20 protein-coding genes are annotated in these 18587 nt (G+C 51.2%); 19 read left to right on the plus strand and 1 reads right to left on the minus strand.

The features are described from left to right. The first annotated feature begins 18 nt into the window (after positions 1–18). The 18 genes from BLA28_RS06805 to BLA28_RS06885 all read left to right on the plus strand — a co-directional run bounded on the left by BLA28_RS06805 (position 19) and on the right by BLA28_RS06885 (position 17453). The gene (locus BLA28_RS06805; RefSeq protein ID WP_071698921.1) at positions 19–1809 is read left to right on the plus strand and encodes a YodL domain-containing protein; all 1791 of its coding nucleotides are present in this window, start codon (positions 19–21) and stop codon (positions 1807–1809) included. Further along, the gene (locus BLA28_RS06810; protein WP_009257970.1) at positions 1809–2060 is read left to right on the plus strand and encodes a hypothetical protein; all 252 of its coding nucleotides are present in this window, start codon (positions 1809–1811) and stop codon (positions 2058–2060) included. Before BLA28_RS06805 ends, BLA28_RS06810 begins: the two co-directional genes overlap by 1 nt. A 76-nt stretch (positions 2061–2136) precedes the next feature. Further along, a complete protein-coding gene (locus BLA28_RS06815; RefSeq protein ID WP_009257971.1) occupies positions 2137–3087 on the plus strand; it encodes a Cas9 inhibitor AcrIIA9 family protein in 951 nt (316 codons plus the stop codon). Positions 3088–3099: 12 nt separating this feature from the next. Beyond that, positions 3100–3645 carry a DUF7666 domain-containing protein gene (locus BLA28_RS06820; RefSeq protein WP_009257972.1) on the plus strand — a complete coding sequence of 182 codons (546 nt, stop codon included), beginning with the start codon at positions 3100–3102 and terminating at the stop codon, positions 3643–3645. 1 nt (position 3646) lies between these two features. Continuing rightward, complete coding sequence (locus BLA28_RS06825) at positions 3647–5839, plus strand: PcfJ domain-containing protein (RefSeq protein ID WP_009257973.1); 2193 nt, start codon at positions 3647–3649, stop codon at positions 5837–5839. 61 nt (positions 5840–5900) lie between these two features. Beyond that, positions 5901–6383 carry a hypothetical protein gene (locus BLA28_RS06830; RefSeq protein ID WP_071698922.1) on the plus strand — a complete coding sequence of 161 codons (483 nt, stop codon included), beginning with the start codon at positions 5901–5903 and terminating at the stop codon, positions 6381–6383. A gap of 12 nt (positions 6384–6395) precedes the next feature. Then, positions 6396–6617 (plus strand): hypothetical protein, encoded by a 222-nt coding sequence (locus BLA28_RS06835; protein WP_009257975.1) that lies wholly within the window; start codon positions 6396–6398, stop codon positions 6615–6617. Beyond that, on the plus strand, positions 6614–6934 hold the full coding sequence (locus BLA28_RS06840) for a hypothetical protein (protein ID WP_009257976.1): 321 nt from the start codon (positions 6614–6616) through the stop codon (positions 6932–6934). Before BLA28_RS06835 ends, BLA28_RS06840 begins: the two co-directional genes overlap by 4 nt. Further along, positions 6934–8955, plus strand: coding sequence for an NAD-dependent DNA ligase LigA (gene ligA, locus BLA28_RS06845; RefSeq protein WP_009257977.1), 2022 nt, complete (start codon positions 6934–6936; stop codon positions 8953–8955). The genes BLA28_RS06840 and ligA overlap by 1 nt, the downstream gene beginning before the upstream one ends. Positions 8956–9038: 83 nt before the next feature. Beyond that, positions 9039–9269 (plus strand): hypothetical protein, encoded by a 231-nt coding sequence (locus BLA28_RS33335; protein WP_118438871.1) that lies wholly within the window; start codon positions 9039–9041, stop codon positions 9267–9269. Between the two features lie 13 nt (positions 9270–9282). Continuing rightward, positions 9283–11397 carry a hypothetical protein gene (locus BLA28_RS06850; protein ID WP_009257978.1) on the plus strand — a complete coding sequence of 705 codons (2115 nt, stop codon included), beginning with the start codon at positions 9283–9285 and terminating at the stop codon, positions 11395–11397. Further along, positions 11394–13853, plus strand: coding sequence for a hypothetical protein (locus BLA28_RS06855; protein WP_009257979.1), 2460 nt, complete (start codon positions 11394–11396; stop codon positions 13851–13853). Before BLA28_RS06850 ends, BLA28_RS06855 begins: the two co-directional genes overlap by 4 nt. Before the next feature lie 14 nt (positions 13854–13867). Further along, on the plus strand, positions 13868–14500 hold the full coding sequence (locus tag BLA28_RS06860) for a hypothetical protein (RefSeq protein WP_009257980.1): 633 nt from the start codon (positions 13868–13870) through the stop codon (positions 14498–14500). Between the two features lie 22 nt (positions 14501–14522). Next, a complete protein-coding gene (locus BLA28_RS06865; RefSeq protein ID WP_009257981.1) occupies positions 14523–15059 on the plus strand; it encodes a hypothetical protein in 537 nt (178 codons plus the stop codon). A gap of 2 nt (positions 15060–15061) precedes the next feature. Continuing rightward, the gene (locus BLA28_RS06870; RefSeq protein WP_009257982.1) at positions 15062–15301 is read left to right on the plus strand and encodes a hypothetical protein; all 240 of its coding nucleotides are present in this window, start codon (positions 15062–15064) and stop codon (positions 15299–15301) included. A gap of 293 nt (positions 15302–15594) precedes the next feature. After that, entirely contained in the window at positions 15595–15927 is a 333-nt protein-coding gene (locus BLA28_RS06875; protein ID WP_071698923.1) for a pantoate--beta-alanine ligase, read from the plus strand. A 195-nt stretch (positions 15928–16122) separates the two neighbouring features. Next, entirely contained in the window at positions 16123–17034 is a 912-nt protein-coding gene (locus BLA28_RS06880) for a ParM/StbA family protein (RefSeq protein WP_071698924.1), read from the plus strand. Between the two features lie 5 nt (positions 17035–17039). Beyond that, a complete protein-coding gene (locus tag BLA28_RS06885) occupies positions 17040–17453 on the plus strand; it encodes a hypothetical protein (RefSeq protein ID WP_009257985.1) in 414 nt (137 codons plus the stop codon). Positions 17454–17486: 33 nt separating this feature from the next. On the opposite strand, the gene BLA28_RS06890 is transcribed toward BLA28_RS06885, so the two are convergent. Beyond that, on the minus strand, positions 17487–17822 hold the full coding sequence (locus BLA28_RS06890) for a helix-turn-helix domain-containing protein (protein WP_009257986.1): 336 nt from the start codon (positions 17820–17822) through the stop codon (positions 17487–17489). A 103-nt stretch (positions 17823–17925) separates the two neighbouring features. Here BLA28_RS06890 and BLA28_RS06895 point away from each other — a divergent pair, with 103 nt between their 5' ends. Continuing rightward, the gene (locus BLA28_RS06895; protein ID WP_071698999.1) at positions 17926–18510 is read left to right on the plus strand and encodes an SLOG family protein; all 585 of its coding nucleotides are present in this window, start codon (positions 17926–17928) and stop codon (positions 18508–18510) included. Positions 18511–18587: the final 77 nt, after the last annotated feature.

Below are 18587 nucleotides of genomic sequence, written 5' to 3' on the forward strand. Positions count from 1 at the left end.
TGAAGGGAGGAATGACAAATGGGCTCATACCCGGATGAATTTCCTTTCGGCATCATGGAAGTTGTCAATCTATTAAACCTACGCATCAGGCGTCAACAGGCGAACAGCGTCTATGTGGACTGCCCGTTCTGCGGTGACCGCCGGGGACGGATGAATGTCAATTTCGTCAAGAATGTCTGGCGGTGCAACTACTGCGATGCACATGGCGGAATGCTGGCGCTGTATGCTGAACTTAACCATACGACTACATCCGATGCCTACTGGGAGATTGCAGAAGCTCTGTGTGACAATATCCAAGAGGAACACGCACGCTCCGGGAATGAAGCCCAACAGCGGCCGGCCAGTCCAAGCCCTTCAACTTCAGGGGCCTGGGCTGCCCCTGCCGGCCATTCTTCTTCCGAGCGAAAAACAGTACCACAGTCGAATAAGGCCAGTCCAGCGGAGATCCACCAGACGCTATCCCTGCTGCTTGCTCAACTTACGCTGCGGCCGGCACATCGGGAACATCTGCGCTCCCCTAAACGCGGGCTGTCTGATGAACAGATTGACGCACTGGGATTTAAGAGCACCCCACCGCCTTTTCTATGCCGGTCTATTACAGAACGGCTGATCAAGCAGGGCTGCAAGGTGCAGGGAGTGCCGGGCTTTTACCAGGATAACGGTGGACATTGGACTATGGCTTTTTATCAAAAGACAGCCGGCATCCTGATCCCTGCCATCGGCTTTGACGGCATGTTGCAGGGATTCCAGATCAAACTGGATATACCGCTGAAAAACAAGGATGATCCGCCGGAAAAGCCGGGAGCAAAATATATCTGGTTTTCGTCTTCCTCAAAAAAGGGCGGGACAGGATCGGGCAGCCCGGTACATCTGGCAGGAAATCCATCTGCCCGTGTCGTTTATGTGATTGAAGGTCTTTTGAAAGCAGACATCTCCCATTGCCTGACCGGGCGCACTTTCGCCGCGATTGCCGGCGCCAATAACACCAGTCCGTTGGACGCTATGTTCGCGTTGCTGGCGCAGAGTGGTACAGAGGAGATTATCGAAGCCCATGACATGGACAAGTACAACAACAAAATGACCATGGCCGGGGCATCCAAAATTTACTTAATGGCGCAAAAGCACGGCATGAATTGCCGGCGGTTGACTTGGAATCCCAATTATAAAGGGTTTGATGACTGGCAGCTGGCTTTGCGCCAGGGCAGTCAGCGGCAAAAGGAAATTGAAAAGTTGAGTTTCAAAGAGCAGTATCTGCGCGGGCTGTGCAAGCTGGCCCACATTGAGGACTGCGTGGAACAGTGGCAGCACCGGGCCGAGCAAGACATCGGACTGACAGAGTATCTGGGGCTGACAGGGGAGGAACATAAAACCTTCCTGTGCGGCGGCCGGGACGCTCTTGCCGCCCTGTTGGAGCCACAGCGGCGAAAACAAAGGTTTGTACTTTATCAACTTCAACTGGACGAAGAGAACGCGATCCCATTTGCTTTCAAGGATATTACAGCGTTAAAAGCGGCTGGTTATGAACAGCCGCCTGCGGCGATGTACTATGTGGCAGGAAGTGGAGAAATCTACTGCCCAGCGGAGGAATCGGATGACACACTTTTGAAGCGCCTGTTTGCCGACTGCCGGGAGCGGCTGCCTGAAGGCTGCCGCGGGCGGCCAATGGCGGTTTCCGATGTAGTGGAACTGAATCACGGTGCCAAGCGGGCGTATTATTATGTAAGCGGACAAGACCAGTTTAGACAAGTAAAGTTTTCCCCTATGCTCGCAAAGAAGGAAATTCCAGAAAAGACACAAGAGAGGTTTTGATGGTTGTCGTGAGTGAGACAAAGGAGAGCCAGCTTTTGGCACTCCTGGAGCAATGCGTCCATCTGGACGCTGATGTGCGGCCCCGTACAGAAAAAGGCTTTTTCACGGTGACGGTTCCGCCGCCGTGGAACGGTTCAGCGCGCAGGGCGGCTCAAGCAATACAGGATCAAATCAAGGAATGGTCAAAGCAATATCCGAATGTGGTGTGTTACTGCTTTGACGGTTACAGTACATTGGTTTATGTGCTGTAAAACAATGTGGCAAAGGCATGGGATGGGCATTGGCCTGTTCCGTGCCTTTTTATGAAACGACGGAAAGGAGATCACTATGGGATATTTTTCAGAAATGGCGCTGAACAAGCAGGAGGAGCTCGGACTTCCCGCAGAACAGGTATCGGCAGGAAACGCCTTTGAGGATGAGGAAACTTTTGACGAGCTGCCGGTGCCGTCGGCCAGCCATTCAGCGGCTTCCCCTACCGTGGAAACGCCGTCATCGCCCGCATTTGATGCAGACGATGGGGCCGAGGAATTGGCGGAAATGAACGGAGACGATGCTTCCGAGGCAGCGGACACGGATGGGGAGGATGCCGGTAAAGAGCAGGAGGCACCCGCCAAGGCCGATGCAACCACCGATGCGGACGAGGAAAAACGCCGTGCCGAGCATGAGGCGGCTGAAGCCAAGCGTAAAGCAGAATGGGAAGCCCGGCAGGCTGAAAAGAAAAAGGCCGAGCAGGAGCAGCTGGAGCGTCTGGCCGCGATGAGCGACGACGAGGTGGTGAACGCCTCCATGCAGCGGGTCAACGCAGATACAGAAAAACTGACCCGGCGCAACATGAAAGAGTGTGTGGCAGAATTTATCCAGACCAAGTGCCTGGAGGATATTGCTTTCGCACGCCTCACCATGCACCCGCGCAAGTCAATGATCCACTGTTTCCAGTACATCAGCCGCAAGGCGTGGGACTACATTCAGGATGAACTCAAAGCAAGCGGCATTCAGCCAGGTCCGGGCAGCCAAGGGTATGGCTGTGATGTTCCGGACGATTTGTGCTACCAGTGGGCAGAGGATTATTTCCGCGACCCAGACGCCAAAGAGGATCATAAGGAAGAAGAAAAGTTTGTACCGAACCCCTACTATGGAAAAGATTTCGCCAGAACCACCAAAAAGAAGCAGAAGGAAAAGAAAAAGGCAGAAGCCAAACCGAAGCCTGTGCAGAAGGAAAAGCCTGCCAACGATGGTCAACTATCGCTGCTGGATCTCGGCATGACAAAGGCAGGTTAAGGGGGGTGCAGCATGATTGCATATAAAGGATTTCTTCCCGGCCTGATTTGCAGAGGTTACCAGTTCAGGATGGGACTCAATGTAACGGAAAAGGCCAACTGCGCTCATAATGGCTTTCATTGTGCTGAGGACCCGCTGGATTGCTTGCGCTATTACGGAGATATAAACCACGCAGAATACTATATTGTCGATGCTGGCGGAGACATTGACGAAGATGGTGTCGATTCCAAAATTTCCTGTACAGAGTTGACAATTTTGAAACGGCTGACAAAAAAAGAACTCTTCCTCCATGGCCTTGCTTTTATGGCAGACCACCCGAAGCGGAAGTGGAACAGCAATATAAAGGTGGACAAAGCTGAAGCGTGGAATGGCTATGCAGCGGTGCGCGGCGCCGACCCTATTGCAAAAGGGACTCGGAACGGCGATGTACTTGCTTTTGCAAAAGAGGACGGCACTACCGGCGGCATCCAGCAGATCGTGGTGGCGGAGATTGACGGGAAAACGCTCCAACCAGGAATTTGGTATGGAGTGGAGCTTGAAAAAAGGATGGTGAACTAAATTGAAGAAATCTGCACTTCTGGCAATGCCGAAATTGACGGCAACGCCGGAGATGAAACAGGCAGCAATAGCGGATGAGCCGAAACAGCATGAAGGCCCCTATGGCTATCGCTATGTTGAACGGACCTACTATCCATATATGAACTGCGTCGTTCAGGATGGCATCCTCAAAGCGGCTTTTTATCTGCCGGAACATCTGCGGCTGGATGGCAACAATCCTGCTTATGAAGTGTTCCTTGACAAGAAAGCGCACCAGTTTCTGACTTACGACCATTTAGAGAAAAAATGGCGGGACGCCAAACTGGACAGGCTGAATTGGCCGGGGAGAAACTATTATGCCACCTGCTGGGCCAGTGAGAAAGATGCTGCCGTAGTACAGGACTATCTTTGTGGGGAACGCGGCGGTGATCTCGGTATCCTTGATTTTCAGAGAAATGTACGGGACGAACAGTTGGAGCAGAGGCATAAACGAATTACCGGCGCGTGGGATCAGGATCTGGCTCAGGTGCCTGAACTGCCCAAGGATTGGATGCGCTGGATTGATAAGGTGGCTGTGCGGGAAAATTTCATCTTCTATCGCTATAAACGCGGCGGAGCCCAAAACGGTTATTGTACCTTTTGTGGGAAAGAGGTCCCTATATCCGGGCATCCATATCACAATAAGAAAGGACGCTGTGCCTGCTGCCGGCATCCCATTGTATTCAAAGCCCTGGGGCGCGCCGGGTATATTCGGACAGAAAAGGACTATGCTTATCTGATTCAGCGGTGCAAGGATGGCTTTGTTCTCCGTGAATTCTGGGCAGAGAGGACTTACTGGAAAGACAGTCTGCCCTCTGGAAAGCCTTACTGGCATGAGTTTCGCCGTTCGATTTATGACCGCAGTGGAGAAATACGCTCTTACTATTGGGGCGTGTATTGCCAGCGGGAAACACGCTGGATTTCCGGTAATCCCTGCTACTATAGTTACTGTGGCAATCAGACAGGCAGGGTCTATGGCAAGAGCCTTCCCTGCATGGAACAGAAGGAGCTGTTCGGCACTGGCCTTGTGCAGTGGATACGCACCCATCCGGTGACTGATCCGGAAAAGTATTTGGCTGTTTGGAAGCGGATGCCGAAGATGGAGCAGATTTGGAAGGCAGACTTGCCGAGGCTGACAAAAGAATGCTTTGAACATTGTGATTCTGTGCGGGAACGGATACTCTATCCAAATGAGACGCGACTGATTCGAGCATTGGGATTAGACGGCCCCAAATTCCGCCGTCTGCGGCAGATAAATGGCGATACGGAAGACCTGGCATGGTTGCAGCTTGAAAAGCGGACCAATCAACGCATACCGGATGAACTGTTTCGCTGGTTTAAAAAAGAACGGATCAGCGCCAAAGATATTCTGTTCATCGCGGACCGCATGAGTCCGATTCAGATCCGAAACTATCTGCAAAAACAGAAGCCGTATTTTGACGGAAGTTGTCGGCAGGCGTTGACCACATGGCAGGACTACCTTGCTATGGCAGAGCGTCTGCATATCGACACCAGCGATGAAATTATCTATCGTGCGCGTAAATTGCGTCAGCGGCATGATGAACTGGTTATCCAGTGTGAGGCTGGAAGCCTGGAGCTTCAAGCAGAGAACATGGACAAGAAGTACCCCCATGTTCGCTCCATCTGCGAGGAATTGCAGAAAAAGTATGCCTATGCAGATGAAGATTATCTGGTCATTGCCCCTCAAAATACTTTTGATATTATCAAAGAGGGACGGATGCTTCACCATTGTGTCGGAAATGACGGCGCCGGCGAACGGTACTATGACCGCATCGAGCGCCGGGAGAGCTTCATCATGTTTCTGCGCCGAGCGGAGGAACCAGAAGATCCCTATTACACACTGGAGATCGAGCCGGACGGCACTGTGCGTCAAAAACGCACGCTGTTTGACCGCCAGCACGAGGACATCGAGCAGGCGACGGAATTTCTGCAGAAGTGGCAAAAAGTCATTGCGGCACGGCTTACAGGCCAAGATTTGAAGCTGGCCGCGCAGAGCCGCGTCCTGCGCAACGAGGAGTTTATCCAGATGAAGAAAGATCGGGTGGTCATCCATACCGGGCACCTTGCCGGCCATTTGCTGGCAGATGTGCTTTTGGCTGACTTGATGGAAAACAAAGAAATCGTGCAGCAGCAGGAGCTCCCTGCGGCTGCATGATACAGGTGCAATGGCCGGGCGTCCTTTGAGGGCGTCCGGCCAACTGTTGCAAGGAGGCTTTATGAGAAAAACATCTTTTGAGTACCACATCCACGGTTACCGCTATGCACCGGAGAGCTTCCACATCTATAAAGGACTGCCGGGGCAGGAAAAGACGGAACTCCCCCTGTCGGATGAGCAGCGTTATCAGATGGGGTATCTTTATCTGACACAGGGCATCAAGAGCGCCGTAGACTATGTGAAGCATATCGAGCGGGAGCGGGAACGCAAGTGCCGCCTGTATATGACCTACGGCTTTATGCTCAAAGAAAATCCGCGCAGTTATGTGTACTGTGCGGACCTGCGATGCAGGGAGAACGACCCGCCGGCGGTGCGCCTGCAGACCCTGCGCGCATTCCGGGAGCATCTGGCCCAGAGCGAAGGCCGTATTGAGCAGAGCGTGGAGTGCGAACTGGATGGGCGTTACCGCCCTATCCATATGCGAAAGAATTATGTGACTGCGGACTTTGACCGGCCCATTGTGGTCTGGCTGAATATCAGATAGAAGGAGAAGAAAATGAAACAGATTGGAAATTTAGCAATCGTCTGCGCCCAGCGGCCTGATGTGTTGATGCAGATTTACGGTGGGACCGTGAGCATCCATGCGGGCGAAGGGCCGGAGCGGGCCACCCTCTCCACTGCGTGGGAGGATGACGACGCCATTCAGGACATGATCAGGGAATTAAACTTTGGACGCTATGCCGCCCATCCACGGAAGAAGGAAGAAGGTGCAGCATGATTAAAAATTTGAATCAGCTCAAACGCAGGCTGCGGCCGGGCACACGCCTGGAGGTCACCGGCCACTGCCGGCCCGGATGCATCGGCCAACTGCGGGAGGTCACATGGGTCAATACCCAGGGTGTTTACACCAAAATCCTCAATCCGCCCGATCCGCGCATCAATGCGGCAAACGATGGGCGGGGCTCCATAATGTGGTGGGGTGCAGCCAGCACCTGGTCATTTGAGGACGGTGTGTGCAGTTCATATATGAATCAAACAAAGACGGCGGAAACGCTGATTATGGCGTTCCGCGTTTTGGATGAGGAGGCGGCCTGATGGAACAGAATACTTTGAGAAAGCAGCGGGAGCTGACCGACCGGCTCAACCGCTACCGCAACGAATACTATAACTACAACAATCCCAGCGTCAGCGATGAGGTCTATGACCGGCTCTTTGACGAACTTCACAAACTGGAACAGGAGACGGGCATCCAGATGTCGAACTCTCCCACTGTCACCGTGGGCTATCCCGTGGTAGGCAAGTTAGAGAAAACCGCCCATAAAATCCCGCTTCTTTCTCTGGATAAAGTAAAAAGCAGCGTGGATTTGTGTCGGTTTATGGGCGAGCATCAGGTGATGATCATGCTCAAGTTGGACGGCCTTACCATCAAACTGACCTATGAGAACGGCGAACTGGTGGAAGCGGCCACACGGGGCGATGGTGATGAGGGTGAGATCGTCACTCACAACGCCAGAGCAATCAGTGGGATTCCAGCCCATATTCAGTACCCGGGGCGTCTGGTAGTCACCGGTGAGGCGTTTATCCGTCCCCGTGATTTCGAGCGTCTGAACACTTCGATAGTGGATGAGAATGGTGAAACCTACAAGAATGGCCGTAATCTGGCGGCTGGCTCGGTGCGCCTGCGGGATGCCGGCGAGTGCATGGAACGGTGTGTGACCTTCATGCCCTTCAATGTTCTGGAGGGTTTTGATGACCTGCCCCGCAAGTCGGAACGCCTCAAAGAAATTCGGCCGCTGGGCTTTACTCCGTGCAAGTATCTGGTGACGAAGCGGCCATTGACGCAGGCGGAGACCGAGGACGGCATCAAGCAGCTGCAGCAGTATGCAAAAGACAGCGATATTCCCATCGATGGCATCGTTGTAACCTACAATGATATTGCCTTTTCCAAAAGATGCGGGCGCACAGGACATCACTATAAGGACGGTCTGGCGTTCAAATTTGAGGACGAGCTGTTTAAGACAACACTTCGTTCCATCGAGTGGACGCCGGGACGGACTGGTGAGATTGCGCCTGTAGCCATCTTTGCTCCAGTAGAAATCGAAGGATGCGAAGTGACACGGGCCAGCCTGCACAATCTGTCCTTCATTGAGGACCTGGAGCTGATGCCGGGCAACCGCATACTGGTCAGCAAGCGGAATATGATCATTCCGCATGTGGAGGAAAACATGGACAGGGGCGGTTTCAATCTGGAAGCGGCGTTCCCGCACCAGTGCCCCTGCTGCGGTCAGCCTACCCGCGTTCATGAAACCAAAGGGCGGGATGAAAACGGCAAGGAGCGGATCATCAAGACTCTGTTCTGCGACAATGCCACCTGCGAGACACGGAAACTCAAAAAGTTTGTCCATTTTGTCAGCAAGAAGGCGATGAACATTGAGGGGCTGTCCGAGGCGACGCTGGAAAAACTGATTGGCCGTGGATGGATTCACAGCTATCTGGATCTATACCGGCTGGATCAGCACCGGGATGAAATTATCCGCATGGAGGGCTTTGGCGTAAAGTCCTGGCAGCGCCTGTGGGATGCTGTCCAGCAGAGCCGCAACACCACCTTTGAACGGTATGTGATTGCCATGGACATTCCCATGATCGGCAACACAGCCAGCGGTGTTCTCTGCCGGGAGTTCCATGGCAGTCTTGAAGAATTTCGGGACGCGGTTTATACGGGCTATGACTTCCGCCAGCTCCCGGATTTTGGAGAGACGCTGCACAACAATATCCATGAATGGTTCTGCAATGAAGAAAATTTTTGTATTTGGGAGGAATTACAGATGATGATGAACATCCAGAAGCCGGCCGCGGCCAACAATCAGGCAGTCGGCCAGGACACTCCATTTGCCGGGAAGAACATTGTGGTGACAGGCAAAGTAGAGCCCTATACCCGCGATGAGATGAACAGCCTGATCGCCTCTCTGGGCGCTGTGGCCGGCAGTTCGGTGAGCCGCAAGACCGATTATCTGGTCTGCGGTGAGAAGGCCGGCAGCAAACTGTCCAAGGCACAGGAGTTGGGCATTCGGGTGCTGACGCCGAATGAGTTTTTCAATATGGCTGGTGTGGCTTAAAAGAAAACAGGTCAAAAAATAACAAGGGAGAGGGCTGCGGGTGCGGTCCTCCCCTTCTTTATCGGCAAAGGAGATGTTTCAGCATGAAAGGCAGTTACTTTGTTCCGCAGGTGGGGCAGGTTTATCAAAACCGAAATGACAGGAGTTATCTATGCCTGTCTGTGGAAAAAAGGCCCCTATTAAACGATACCACCGCACAGATGCGGCGAACTTCTGATGGATGGACTCTGACGGCTCATGGTCTTATCCGTTATGAAGATGGAACGATTGAGTGGAATTACTCTACTGGAGGCAGATGGAGCGAATCAAAGTGAGGAGGGAGCGAAGATGAATAACGAATTTCTGCCAGCCTACAAGGTATATCAACAGGTCATTGATCTTGAACTGTACTATGCGTTTGTAGATCTTGTCGTACACACCTCTCAAGAAGAAAAAGCCTGGGAGATCTATCGAAATATTGTGGACACGCAAATCTGGCAACAAAAGGCAGAAGGACAGAATTATTTTGAAGCCTATAACCTCCGTTACCCCGGCGAGGTCCTGGAACGGTTTGAAGAGAAGCTGGGAAAAGATGTCCGCATTATTCGTGCGTTGGCGCTGGCACTGGGGAAAACCCGTGCGCTTCAGTTAGACAATATGTTTGTTGGAAATCAGCGCGGCAGTTTTCTCCAGATGATCCGGCGGACTTCCAATGGAGATGTGTACCTGCAAGGGGCTCTTTATCTGTTGGAAACAGATATGCCCCGCCGACACGCCCTGCTGGATGAACTGGCTGCCACAGAATATGCCAAGACCGAGGATGCCTTGTTTGTCCTGTCTCTGTTCGATGACCAGGAGGAAGGGTACCGCACTATGCACAGCCAGCTTCTCCGATTGCTGGGGAAAGAACGCACGCTTTCCCTGCCTGAAAACTGCGGCGTGCTGGAATGGCTGGTCCAGCATTATGCTCCGTATATCAAGTCGTATCGCGGAAAGTCAGATCTTGTTTTGCGAACACTGACGAAGTTTTTCAGAATGAACATGAAACCGGACAGCCGGGAGTTTTCAATCCTGACAGATGCCGGCTACAGCGGTGAGGAAATTATACTGACCAATTCCCTTTGTGTGTGGGCAGACAGAATCCCGGACAGGATCTCCTGGAACGGGACCACCGCAGAAAAAATCGCATCGGCGTGCTGCCAAATGCTCTTAAACCAACCGGATGGACTGTCGGAAGGGCTCTATGCCTATGTTGGATGGTTGTTTGGCCGCTATGAAAGGTTTGCTGTCCAGTACAATGGGTATCCAAATCTCTGGGAGGCGATTAAAAAAGAACTCATACCATCCGCACCACAGACAATGATCTGGATGCTGAAAACCGTCAAAAAGGAATTCCCGTATCGCTTTGACGCCTTTGACCCCCAGTACGATATTCTGGCAAAAGAAGTGCCGCAAGGCGATTACTGGGAACTGTTTACAGATCAGATGCTCTGCTCTTGTGGAAAAACGCCAATTATTCAATGGCTGGCAAGATACCGGGAATTAACGGGCGCTGATTACTGTGATGGCTTCCAGGAATGGCACCGTTCCTCCGATAGAGCTTTTGCTCTGCTGGTAGAGAGAAAAGAAATCCGGCTGTGGCAGTTTTTTGAACAGCATCAGGAAGACGGACCCTCTGCGCAGTCGATGAAACTGCTCTTGGGATATGCCATGAATATCTCCAGCTGGCAGGGCTTCCGTTTTGTCCGGCGTCTGCTGCAGAAATACACTCCAGTGCAGCTCCAGAAGTTTTTTGGGGAGCGGTTTTTCTTTCATGAACTTTTTGTAAGGGGTAATCGGTACAGCAGCAGAGACTATGAGTTTTTTATCAAACGCTCTTTCCTGACAGAAGAGCAGCATCGGCAGCTCTTTGAATGGATCGAGGCTTCTTTTTTCCAAATGGAGCCGAAATGCTATCAAGAGTTTATCTGGTGCGCTTTACAAGATTCGGATGTGCAGCGGCTATACGACAGGCGGCTGCTTGCGTCCGTTTTGCGAAGCCTTTTATCCAGCGGGAAGTACACAGGTGGCCGTGCGGACCATCTAAAGGAAAAATTCTACAGTAAGGAAGAGCTGGAAGCCGATCAAAAAGCCGACGCTGAAAAAGCGGAACGGGAGGAACGCCTTCGCCGGGAGCAGGAGCACCAGAAGAAATGCGAACGGTTGGAGCAGACCTATGACGGTACGATGTCTTCTCTAAAAGAGTTTACAAAAAGTTTCTATTACGATAGGGATGTGAAAGAAGCCCTGGATATGGTGTACGAAAAGCTGCGGGAACAGCCTGCGGGCTGCGCGGCGGCATTTGCAGCGGACGAATTAGAACAATTTTTCAAGTTGTGCGGTGATTTGGCACGATACAATCCAGGAGACGAACAGAAAATTTTGAATATGGCAAGAACAATGATGGGAGGTCTTGCGGCATGATCTATGCGGAAAAGCATTTATCTTTGTTGTCCCGAATGGGGCGCGATGGGCTGCAGCTGCGTTTCACTGGAGAATTTCCAGAAGAAATACTGGATCAGACCTGTAAAAAAATCGAAGATATGGGTCTGCAAGAGCAGATTCGCAAGGAAGAAGCCACGCAAATCCAGAGGGAATTGATTCAAGTTCCAGAATTTGCGGAATTATATCAGGCTCTGTGCGCACATGGAATAGCGGTATCTGTTATTCAGACGATGCTCCATGCGGCAAGCAGCTATCAGGAGCACTTGTCCCAATATCCGAAGGAGCAGGTGCTGGAGGCGGCGGTGCTGGATCTCAAGCCTTCCCTGAAATTTGAGTACATGAAACACTACCAGCCGCTGGTGCGGTATGAAGAAGAGGAGCAGGCCGTCGCAGACAACCTGGATACCTTCCCTGTTCTGGAGTGGCAGGAAATCTCTCCGCTGACGGAACATCAGCGTTCAATGATGCGTCTGCCGTTTCTTGGCACTTATCTATTCAACTGGCACGACCATGAGCGGAAGGCTGTAGAGCTGTTGGAGCAGAATCTGCCCCTCCAGAAAATCCTGATGATGAACTATGTGTGGGGAGTGGAGTTGTTTCTGGATGCGGACAGTCTGAAAAATCTCAAATGGCTACAAATGCCGGATGTAGAAAAATTCCGCCGGCTGATGGAAGCCTTCGAGTATGATGCGGAAGATTTATCGGAATTCTGGACGCTCTGGCTGGAAAACCGGGCCGGACAATATGATGTCGAATGGTGGCTGAGTCAGCTGTTGCCCATCAGCAAAGAGCGGCGGCAGAAAATCCTGCAAAGCAGGCTGAGTTATCTCAATGCCCTTTACGCTGGCTGCCTTCACATCAATTTTGAACAAGTAGAGTATTTTCAAGTCCAGCTCCTTATCTATGCGGTGGAGCACAAGAAAAAGCATTTTTTGAATCTGGTGAATCAGAACAGCGAACTATTTTTCTCGCTGGGGCGGTATTCGCTTTTATTTGTGAGTGGCTTCTGCGAACGCTGTAATCTCAATTCACTGACGGTTAAGAACTTAAAGGACAGTGATTCTATTGAACGGACAACCAGCTACTTTGAACTTTTGGAAGAGGGCCAGCAATATACCTTTGAGGAGCTGCGCCTGTTGTGGCACCAAGAGGAAGTATATGTAAGACTGTACGCCAAACTCTCCCCGCTCTCCGTGGACCAGAGGATGCTCACGATCCGGCAGCTGATAAAGCGGGATCTTGTCAGCCAGAATATCGGAGACGAGGCGCTGGAACAGGTAACTCAATGCTTGCTGGAAAAGCCGTTTGGAGCTTGGTATGAGAAAGATTTCGGACACATCCGGGGACTGACGCGGCAGACTGCAATGCTTATGCTGCAGCACTATCCGGAGATTCAGGCATTTATCCCGGAATTTCGGGCAGAGGCGGATGCGGTTTTCGCGGTCAGCAACGCTTCCAAGATCACAGGCTTTTCAAACTGGAGTCAGGTGTGCGGCTCAATACTGGTTACCGATCAGAATTGGGCCTATCTGAAAGAAAACATGGGCTTTTCCGAGGAGTTCGTCCGCGAGTATCAGCCGGGGATTGTGAATTTCCTGCTCCGGGGCGGCAGCTCGATGGTCCGCCCGCTGTATAACGAATTGCAGTATAGGAACGAAAGTGAAAAAAACTGCGAGGCGCTCCGGCGTATTGTACAGGCAGAGCTGATGGGCCAGTTCTATAAACTGAAATACTTTGCTGGTGATTTGAAGCAGGAAATCCATTACCCAATTCAAGAGGCGCGGGAAGATGTCTGGAAACAGAATCTCTCTTTGACCAGACTGGGCCTTATGGCGAAAGAGGTGGATGATTTTTACCACACAATCCGCATGGGCGAGCTTCCGCACTTTACCTGCTTATCCTGCTATCAGGGCAGCCAGAGGGACTGCCTTTTGGCCGCATTCGATAGCAACAAAAAAATCATTCTGGTTTACAAAGACGAGAGCGTAGTAGCACGGGCGTGTCTCCGGCTGACGAAAGGCTCTTTCCAGCAGCCATCAACGCTCAATTTTGAATTTGCTGATCTGTCCAAAGAAGATGTTCCCACAGGCAGTCACGCATACAGTGAGAAGCTGGTGCTGTTTCTGGAACACATTTATACCTCTGGATTGAAGAAAAGTGAAGAGACGGCGGCAAAAGAAATGGTAGTGGCACTGGCAACGCAGAAAGCGGAAGAACTCGACGCAGTTGCGGTGCTGTCAAATCAGTATCGCGGATGCTATCCCAGTGGGCGGTATGTCAGCGCCCCAATCTATATCTACATCTCAAAGTCCAAAAATGGGCGCCAGTATCTTGATTCTCTGGGAGGCGCTGCAGTGACTTTGGCAGAGGAACAGTATAAGCAAGAATCGTTTTTTGTAGAACGGGCCGCACTGGACCGAGCCCATGCGGCATGACAGGAGGTTTCTTTATGATGTTTGACAGTATTTTGGTAAAAGTATCCTGCAGTGAAGAACTGCTGTATCTCCACACCATATCCCGGAGGCATAAATCCCCGTACCGCTTTGCAATCCTGCGTGATACGCTGGAGCAGTTGGAGCGGGAGCCGGGGCGTCAGATTATCGTGGCTGACTGCGGCTGCTATGCCGCCCTTCGGCTCACACGGGCACTGGACGGCGAGATGCTGGTGATCCGCTTTTCCTGGCTGCAAAGCGCCGGTGCGGACAGCCTGCGCGGCTATGAGGAGTGGGTGCGGCTGCCCTACCGCCGCTTCCACGAGTGTGTGGAGGCCGGGACGGATATGGCCGGATGGAACTGGAGCCAGCTCTCCGTGCCGGAGAAGGTGACCCGCCGCTTTGAATTTCACAGCAGGCAGAATCTCCATCAAATCGCCCAGCGACCGCTCCTGCGGCACAAGCTGGGGAAAACTCTGGAACACCATTTCCAGTGGCGGGATGCGGAGAAGATCCTCATTTATGATGACGGTGCGCCGTACAGCTTCTTCTTTGAAGAGGTCACGCCCCGGGGCACGGGAATCTGCGGCGGCATCATCCTGCATGGTGCGGATAACCTGCAGAAAGCCCAGTACAGCGTCCACACCTAATTATAGCAGGGAGGTACATACCATGACGATCATTAAAATAAATGGCGGCTTCTGGGGATGGGAGCCAATAGAGACGCTGGAACGGCTTTATCCGCTGTTTGAGCAGTACACATTGGACCCGATCTATGAGTGGTACGGGAATTTTGTAAATCGGAAGCCGGAGTGGCAGCGGTCAGAAGAGCGTCAGGCTTATCAGGGCTGCACGGTAATTTCGGGGCGGTTTCTGCATTATGGGAACTTTTTCTATATCGTCACCGATGAGGAAGAACTGATCCAGCGTTTTGAGCGCCTGGTGGCGGACAACAAGGCCACACAGGCATACCAGGACGAGAGGAAAGTCTGCTTCCCGTGCAGCGAGTGCAACCAGTGGTCGGCTGCCAGCGGGCTCTGCGGACTGACTGGCCGTTATAGACAACCCCAGTGGGAGTGTTTTGCGCGATATGTTCTGCCGAAGGGGAAAGTCGAAGGTGACGGCGCAAATATGCGCATTGAACTTCCGATCCCGGAAAAGGCAGGAAAGAAAGCGGTGCTTATCGGCCGCGGCCAATGGGAGGTTTAACAATGGATTGGAGCAAAGTCCACAGGAAACTCGCTGGCCGCTTCAGGCTTCTGGAGCGTCGAAATGAGGATGGAGATTGTGTGATCCACTGTTTCGGCTCTTTGGGCCAAACGGGAGTGAATAACGATGATGTTCGCTATATATGCGGCTTCTATAGTCTTCCCTATAGAGAGGACTGGCGCAGAGAAGAAGCCCGCGACGCCGGCGACAGTTTTTATCTCCTGATTAAGACGGATGACTGAAAAAGTGCTTTGTCTGCCCTTATCAAAAGCATAGGGCAGAATCTGTGTAAATTCATAACAGGGCCGGGCAGAGGAATATTCCTCTACCCGGCCCTTCTTTTTGGGGCTGACATGGCCCGTGTTAAATCAATCGGAATCATTTTACAGTATTTTATAATCTGATAACTGTATGTCCTTTTGAACCCAATTTTCTACTATGCTTCGACTTCATCTTCTTGTGTTTTGACATACAATATGATACTCTTTTACCATAAGCACATCTCAATTAAGCACAAAAGAAAGGTGATCTTAAAATGGCAGAAGCCGAGAGCAAGCGTCAGCGCCGTACCCCGCAAGAGAGAGCGAATGAACTGGATGAAAAAATCACGAAGATAAATCAGTCCATCAATGAGCTGGAGGAGAAAAAGAAAACTGTTGTAGAAGAGTACGATGCGAAGATCACCGCAGCAAAGGAACGCATCAAATCTCTGGAGGCAAAAAAGCAGGAGATCCTTGCTCCCAAGGCTCCCCGAAAGCCCCGTAAGACGAAAAAGCAGAAAATTCAAGAGATTGTGAAGCTGGCAATGAAAAATGGTATGTCGGTAGAGGAAGTCGCCAGCCAGCTCCATGTGGAAGTTGAAAGCTAAACAGTTTTGATAGAAAAGCAGCATCGCCTCGAATGTATCAGGACGATGCTGCTTTTTATGGTGCAGGCCGACTATTCCACGCCCCTGATTTTTCGATGATACCGTTGTAGATAAAAACTTTCCTGCTTTTTTGTTGAGAAAGGCGTCATACAGGCGTAAAGGATATGTATAAAGCAAAAAAGGAGGCAATTATCTATGTTAATTGGTGTCGATCATGGCAACAAACAAATCAAAACCGTTCATGGCGAGCCCTTTGTGTCTGGACTGCAGCAGAGTCTGACCCGGCCGTTCGGCCAGAGCCTGCAATACTGTGGTACTTATTACACACTGTCCAATGAGCGTATTCCGTTCCACAAGGATAAGACGGAGGATGACCGATTTTTTGTCCTTACACTGATTGCTATTGCAGAAGAGATAACCGCCCGGGGAATTGGTGAAAAAGAACAGCAGCACATCCAGTTGGCTGTTGGTCTGCCCCCGGCACATTTTGGCTCTCAAGCAGAGAAATTCACCGCCTACTTTCAAGGCCGCGGGCTTGTTGAGTTTATGTATGGAGACAAACACTACACCATCAGCATTGAGGATGTGGCCTGCTATCCCCAGGCATACGCAGCTGCGGCCACAATGCTGCACGCCCTGTTGGATGACCCAAAGGCAGTCGTATTGGATATTGGAGGCTTTACAGCGGATTATCTGTTGTTGAAAAACGGAAAAGCCGACCTCGCTTCCTGCGATTCGCTGGAAAACGGCGTTATCCTGTTATACAATAAAATCAGGTCCAGAGGAAATGCAGAGTTGGATTTGCTGTTGGATGAGGGCGATGTGGATGCCATCCTCATGGGCAGACGGACACAGTATCCGGCCGAGGCTATACAGCTTGTGGAACGACTGGCGCAGGAGTTTGTCAACGACTTGTTCAGCACTCTACGAGAGCGGATGTTGGATTTGCGCTATTGCAAAGTGGTGTTTGTGGGCGGCGGCGCTATTCTGTTGCGCCGGCAGATCGAGGATTCCGGCAAGGTGGGAACGCCTCTGTTCGTCACGAACATCAACGCCAATGCAGCTGGATTTGAATACCTGTACCGGCTTGAAACAGTGGGCAGGTGACAATCATGACGGCCAAAAAAGAAAGGGGGCGCTTCTCCCTGCGGTTCAATATCGGTGACCCAGTGCAGCGGGCCGCAGTTGAACTGCTGGAACTACAACCGCCCCACAGTAAAGCCCAGTATATTGCAAATGCGCTTGTGTACTATAACACTCATTTTTCTGACGATCCGCAGCCGTTAAAAGTGCCAGCCATTGACCGTGCGGCCATTGAAGCGATAGTGCGAGAAATTATGCGTCAGGATGAGCAGGCTTCGGATAAGGCAGTTTCGACCGGGGAATCCTCTCCTCCAAAGAAAAATAAAATAGCCCTGCCGCCGCAGGAACAGACGACAGAGCCATCAGAGGGAGCATCCGAAGTTGATGATATGACCCGCAATCTGATCGCCAGCACCATGGCGGCTTTCCGTAGAAATGGCTAAAAAAGAGGTATGGGAGCGAAGCTGTGCCGACTCTCATACCTCTTCCTTTTCCTGTATGGCAGCAATAAAGTGATCGATAATCTGTTCCAAGTGGCGGTATTGGCTGGGTGTCAATGTGGAAATCTTCTGCTGGAGCAACGAAGTGTCTGCTTCAAGAATTTTACCACGCAGTAAATAGTCTGCGCTGATGCCAAGTGCTTCACAGATCTTCAGCATGGTTTCCGGGCGCATCGCTTTTTGCCCCATTTCCGCATACGAGATGGTTTGCGATGTGAGATGCGTCAAATTTGCCAAAGTCTCCTGTGTCATATTTAATTGTTTTCTTCGCTCCAGAATCCGCTGGCCCATTTCTTTCAAAAGCTCACTCATTCGCAATCCTCCATACTATAGTTACATTTTATCCACTATAGCATGAAAAATTAAGCGACTATAGTTGAGTTTAATCAACCATAGCATATATAATGATCGTAAGATGAAAAATTTGGAGGAAAAACAAGTGAAAATATGTTCGTGTGCGGTGATTGGTCAACACCCTACCCGCTTCAAATTCAAATACAATGAATATATGACCTCATGCAAGCGCATAAAAAAGCGGATGCATGATGTATTTGTGTCACTTTACCAGAGCGGTGTGCGCTGCTTTTTCGTTGGGGGAGCTCTGGGAGTAGACATGTGGGCAGGCGAAATCCTGTTGGATATGCAGCGCCAGGTAGAATATCGGGAATTGGATGTTGTGATGGTCTGCCCCTTCCCCGGCCATGATGTCCGATGGGACCCAAAGAGCCAGGCACGGCAGCGAAAACTCCGAGAGGGCTGTGCCAAGGTGCTGATGGGATCAGAACACCCAGGAGCCGAAGGGTATAAAAAACGCACGGAATATATGATGGGGCAGGCCGACTATGTTGTAGCTGTTTATGATAATGATCCGAAACATTACAGCGGAGTGGAGACAGCGATAGGGATCGCTGAAAAAAGAAACTTGTCAATAGTGTTGATTCATCCAGACACAGGAATTATAAACATAGTAGATCATTACAGAGAGAGGCATACGGATTAGGCAAAATATGTTACTGTTTCTCCAAAAAACTAAAAAGGTGTGCGGTTTTGGTAATACGAAGCCACCTTGACTGTCGA

This window comes from Eisenbergiella tayi (genome assembly GCF_001881565.1).
Taxonomy (GTDB): domain Bacteria; phylum Bacillota; class Clostridia; order Lachnospirales; family Lachnospiraceae; genus Eisenbergiella; species Eisenbergiella tayi.

Excerpts from the sequence above, each read along its gene's own strand:
- BLA28_RS06835 (WP_009257975.1), top strand. The coding sequence starts at position 6,396 with ATGAAACAGATTGGAAATTTAGCAATCGTCTGCGCCCAGCGGCCTGAT.
- BLA28_RS06820 (WP_009257972.1), top strand. The coding sequence starts at position 3,100 with ATGATTGCATATAAAGGATTTCTTCCCGGCCTGATTTGCAGAGGTTAC.
- BLA28_RS06875 (WP_071698923.1), top strand. The coding sequence starts at position 15,595 with ATGGCAGAAGCCGAGAGCAAGCGTCAGCGCCGTACCCCGCAAGAGAGA.
- BLA28_RS06830 (WP_071698922.1), top strand. The coding sequence starts at position 5,901 with ATGAGAAAAACATCTTTTGAGTACCACATCCACGGTTACCGCTATGCA.
- BLA28_RS06895 (WP_071698999.1), top strand. The coding sequence starts at position 17,926 with ATGAAAAATTTGGAGGAAAAACAAGTGAAAATATGTTCGTGTGCGGTG.
- BLA28_RS06865 (WP_009257981.1), top strand. The coding sequence starts at position 14,523 with ATGACGATCATTAAAATAAATGGCGGCTTCTGGGGATGGGAGCCAATA.
- BLA28_RS06860 (WP_009257980.1), top strand. The coding sequence starts at position 13,868 with ATGATGTTTGACAGTATTTTGGTAAAAGTATCCTGCAGTGAAGAACTG.
- BLA28_RS06840 (WP_009257976.1), top strand. The coding sequence starts at position 6,614 with ATGATTAAAAATTTGAATCAGCTCAAACGCAGGCTGCGGCCGGGCACA.
- BLA28_RS06810 (WP_009257970.1), top strand. The coding sequence starts at position 1,809 with ATGGTTGTCGTGAGTGAGACAAAGGAGAGCCAGCTTTTGGCACTCCTG.
- BLA28_RS06880 (WP_071698924.1), top strand. The coding sequence starts at position 16,123 with ATGTTAATTGGTGTCGATCATGGCAACAAACAAATCAAAACCGTTCAT.
- BLA28_RS06885 (WP_009257985.1), top strand. The coding sequence starts at position 17,040 with ATGACGGCCAAAAAAGAAAGGGGGCGCTTCTCCCTGCGGTTCAATATC.
- BLA28_RS06805 (WP_071698921.1), top strand. The coding sequence starts at position 19 with ATGGGCTCATACCCGGATGAATTTCCTTTCGGCATCATGGAAGTTGTC.
- BLA28_RS06850 (WP_009257978.1), top strand. The coding sequence starts at position 9,283 with ATGAATAACGAATTTCTGCCAGCCTACAAGGTATATCAACAGGTCATT.
- BLA28_RS33335 (WP_118438871.1), top strand. The coding sequence starts at position 9,039 with ATGAAAGGCAGTTACTTTGTTCCGCAGGTGGGGCAGGTTTATCAAAAC.
- BLA28_RS06855 (WP_009257979.1), top strand. The coding sequence starts at position 11,394 with ATGATCTATGCGGAAAAGCATTTATCTTTGTTGTCCCGAATGGGGCGC.
- BLA28_RS06815 (WP_009257971.1), top strand. The coding sequence starts at position 2,137 with ATGGGATATTTTTCAGAAATGGCGCTGAACAAGCAGGAGGAGCTCGGA.
- ligA (WP_009257977.1), top strand. The coding sequence starts at position 6,934 with ATGGAACAGAATACTTTGAGAAAGCAGCGGGAGCTGACCGACCGGCTC.
- BLA28_RS06870 (WP_009257982.1), top strand. The coding sequence starts at position 15,062 with ATGGATTGGAGCAAAGTCCACAGGAAACTCGCTGGCCGCTTCAGGCTT.
- BLA28_RS06890 (WP_009257986.1), bottom strand. The coding sequence starts at position 17,822 with ATGAGTGAGCTTTTGAAAGAAATGGGCCAGCGGATTCTGGAGCGAAGA.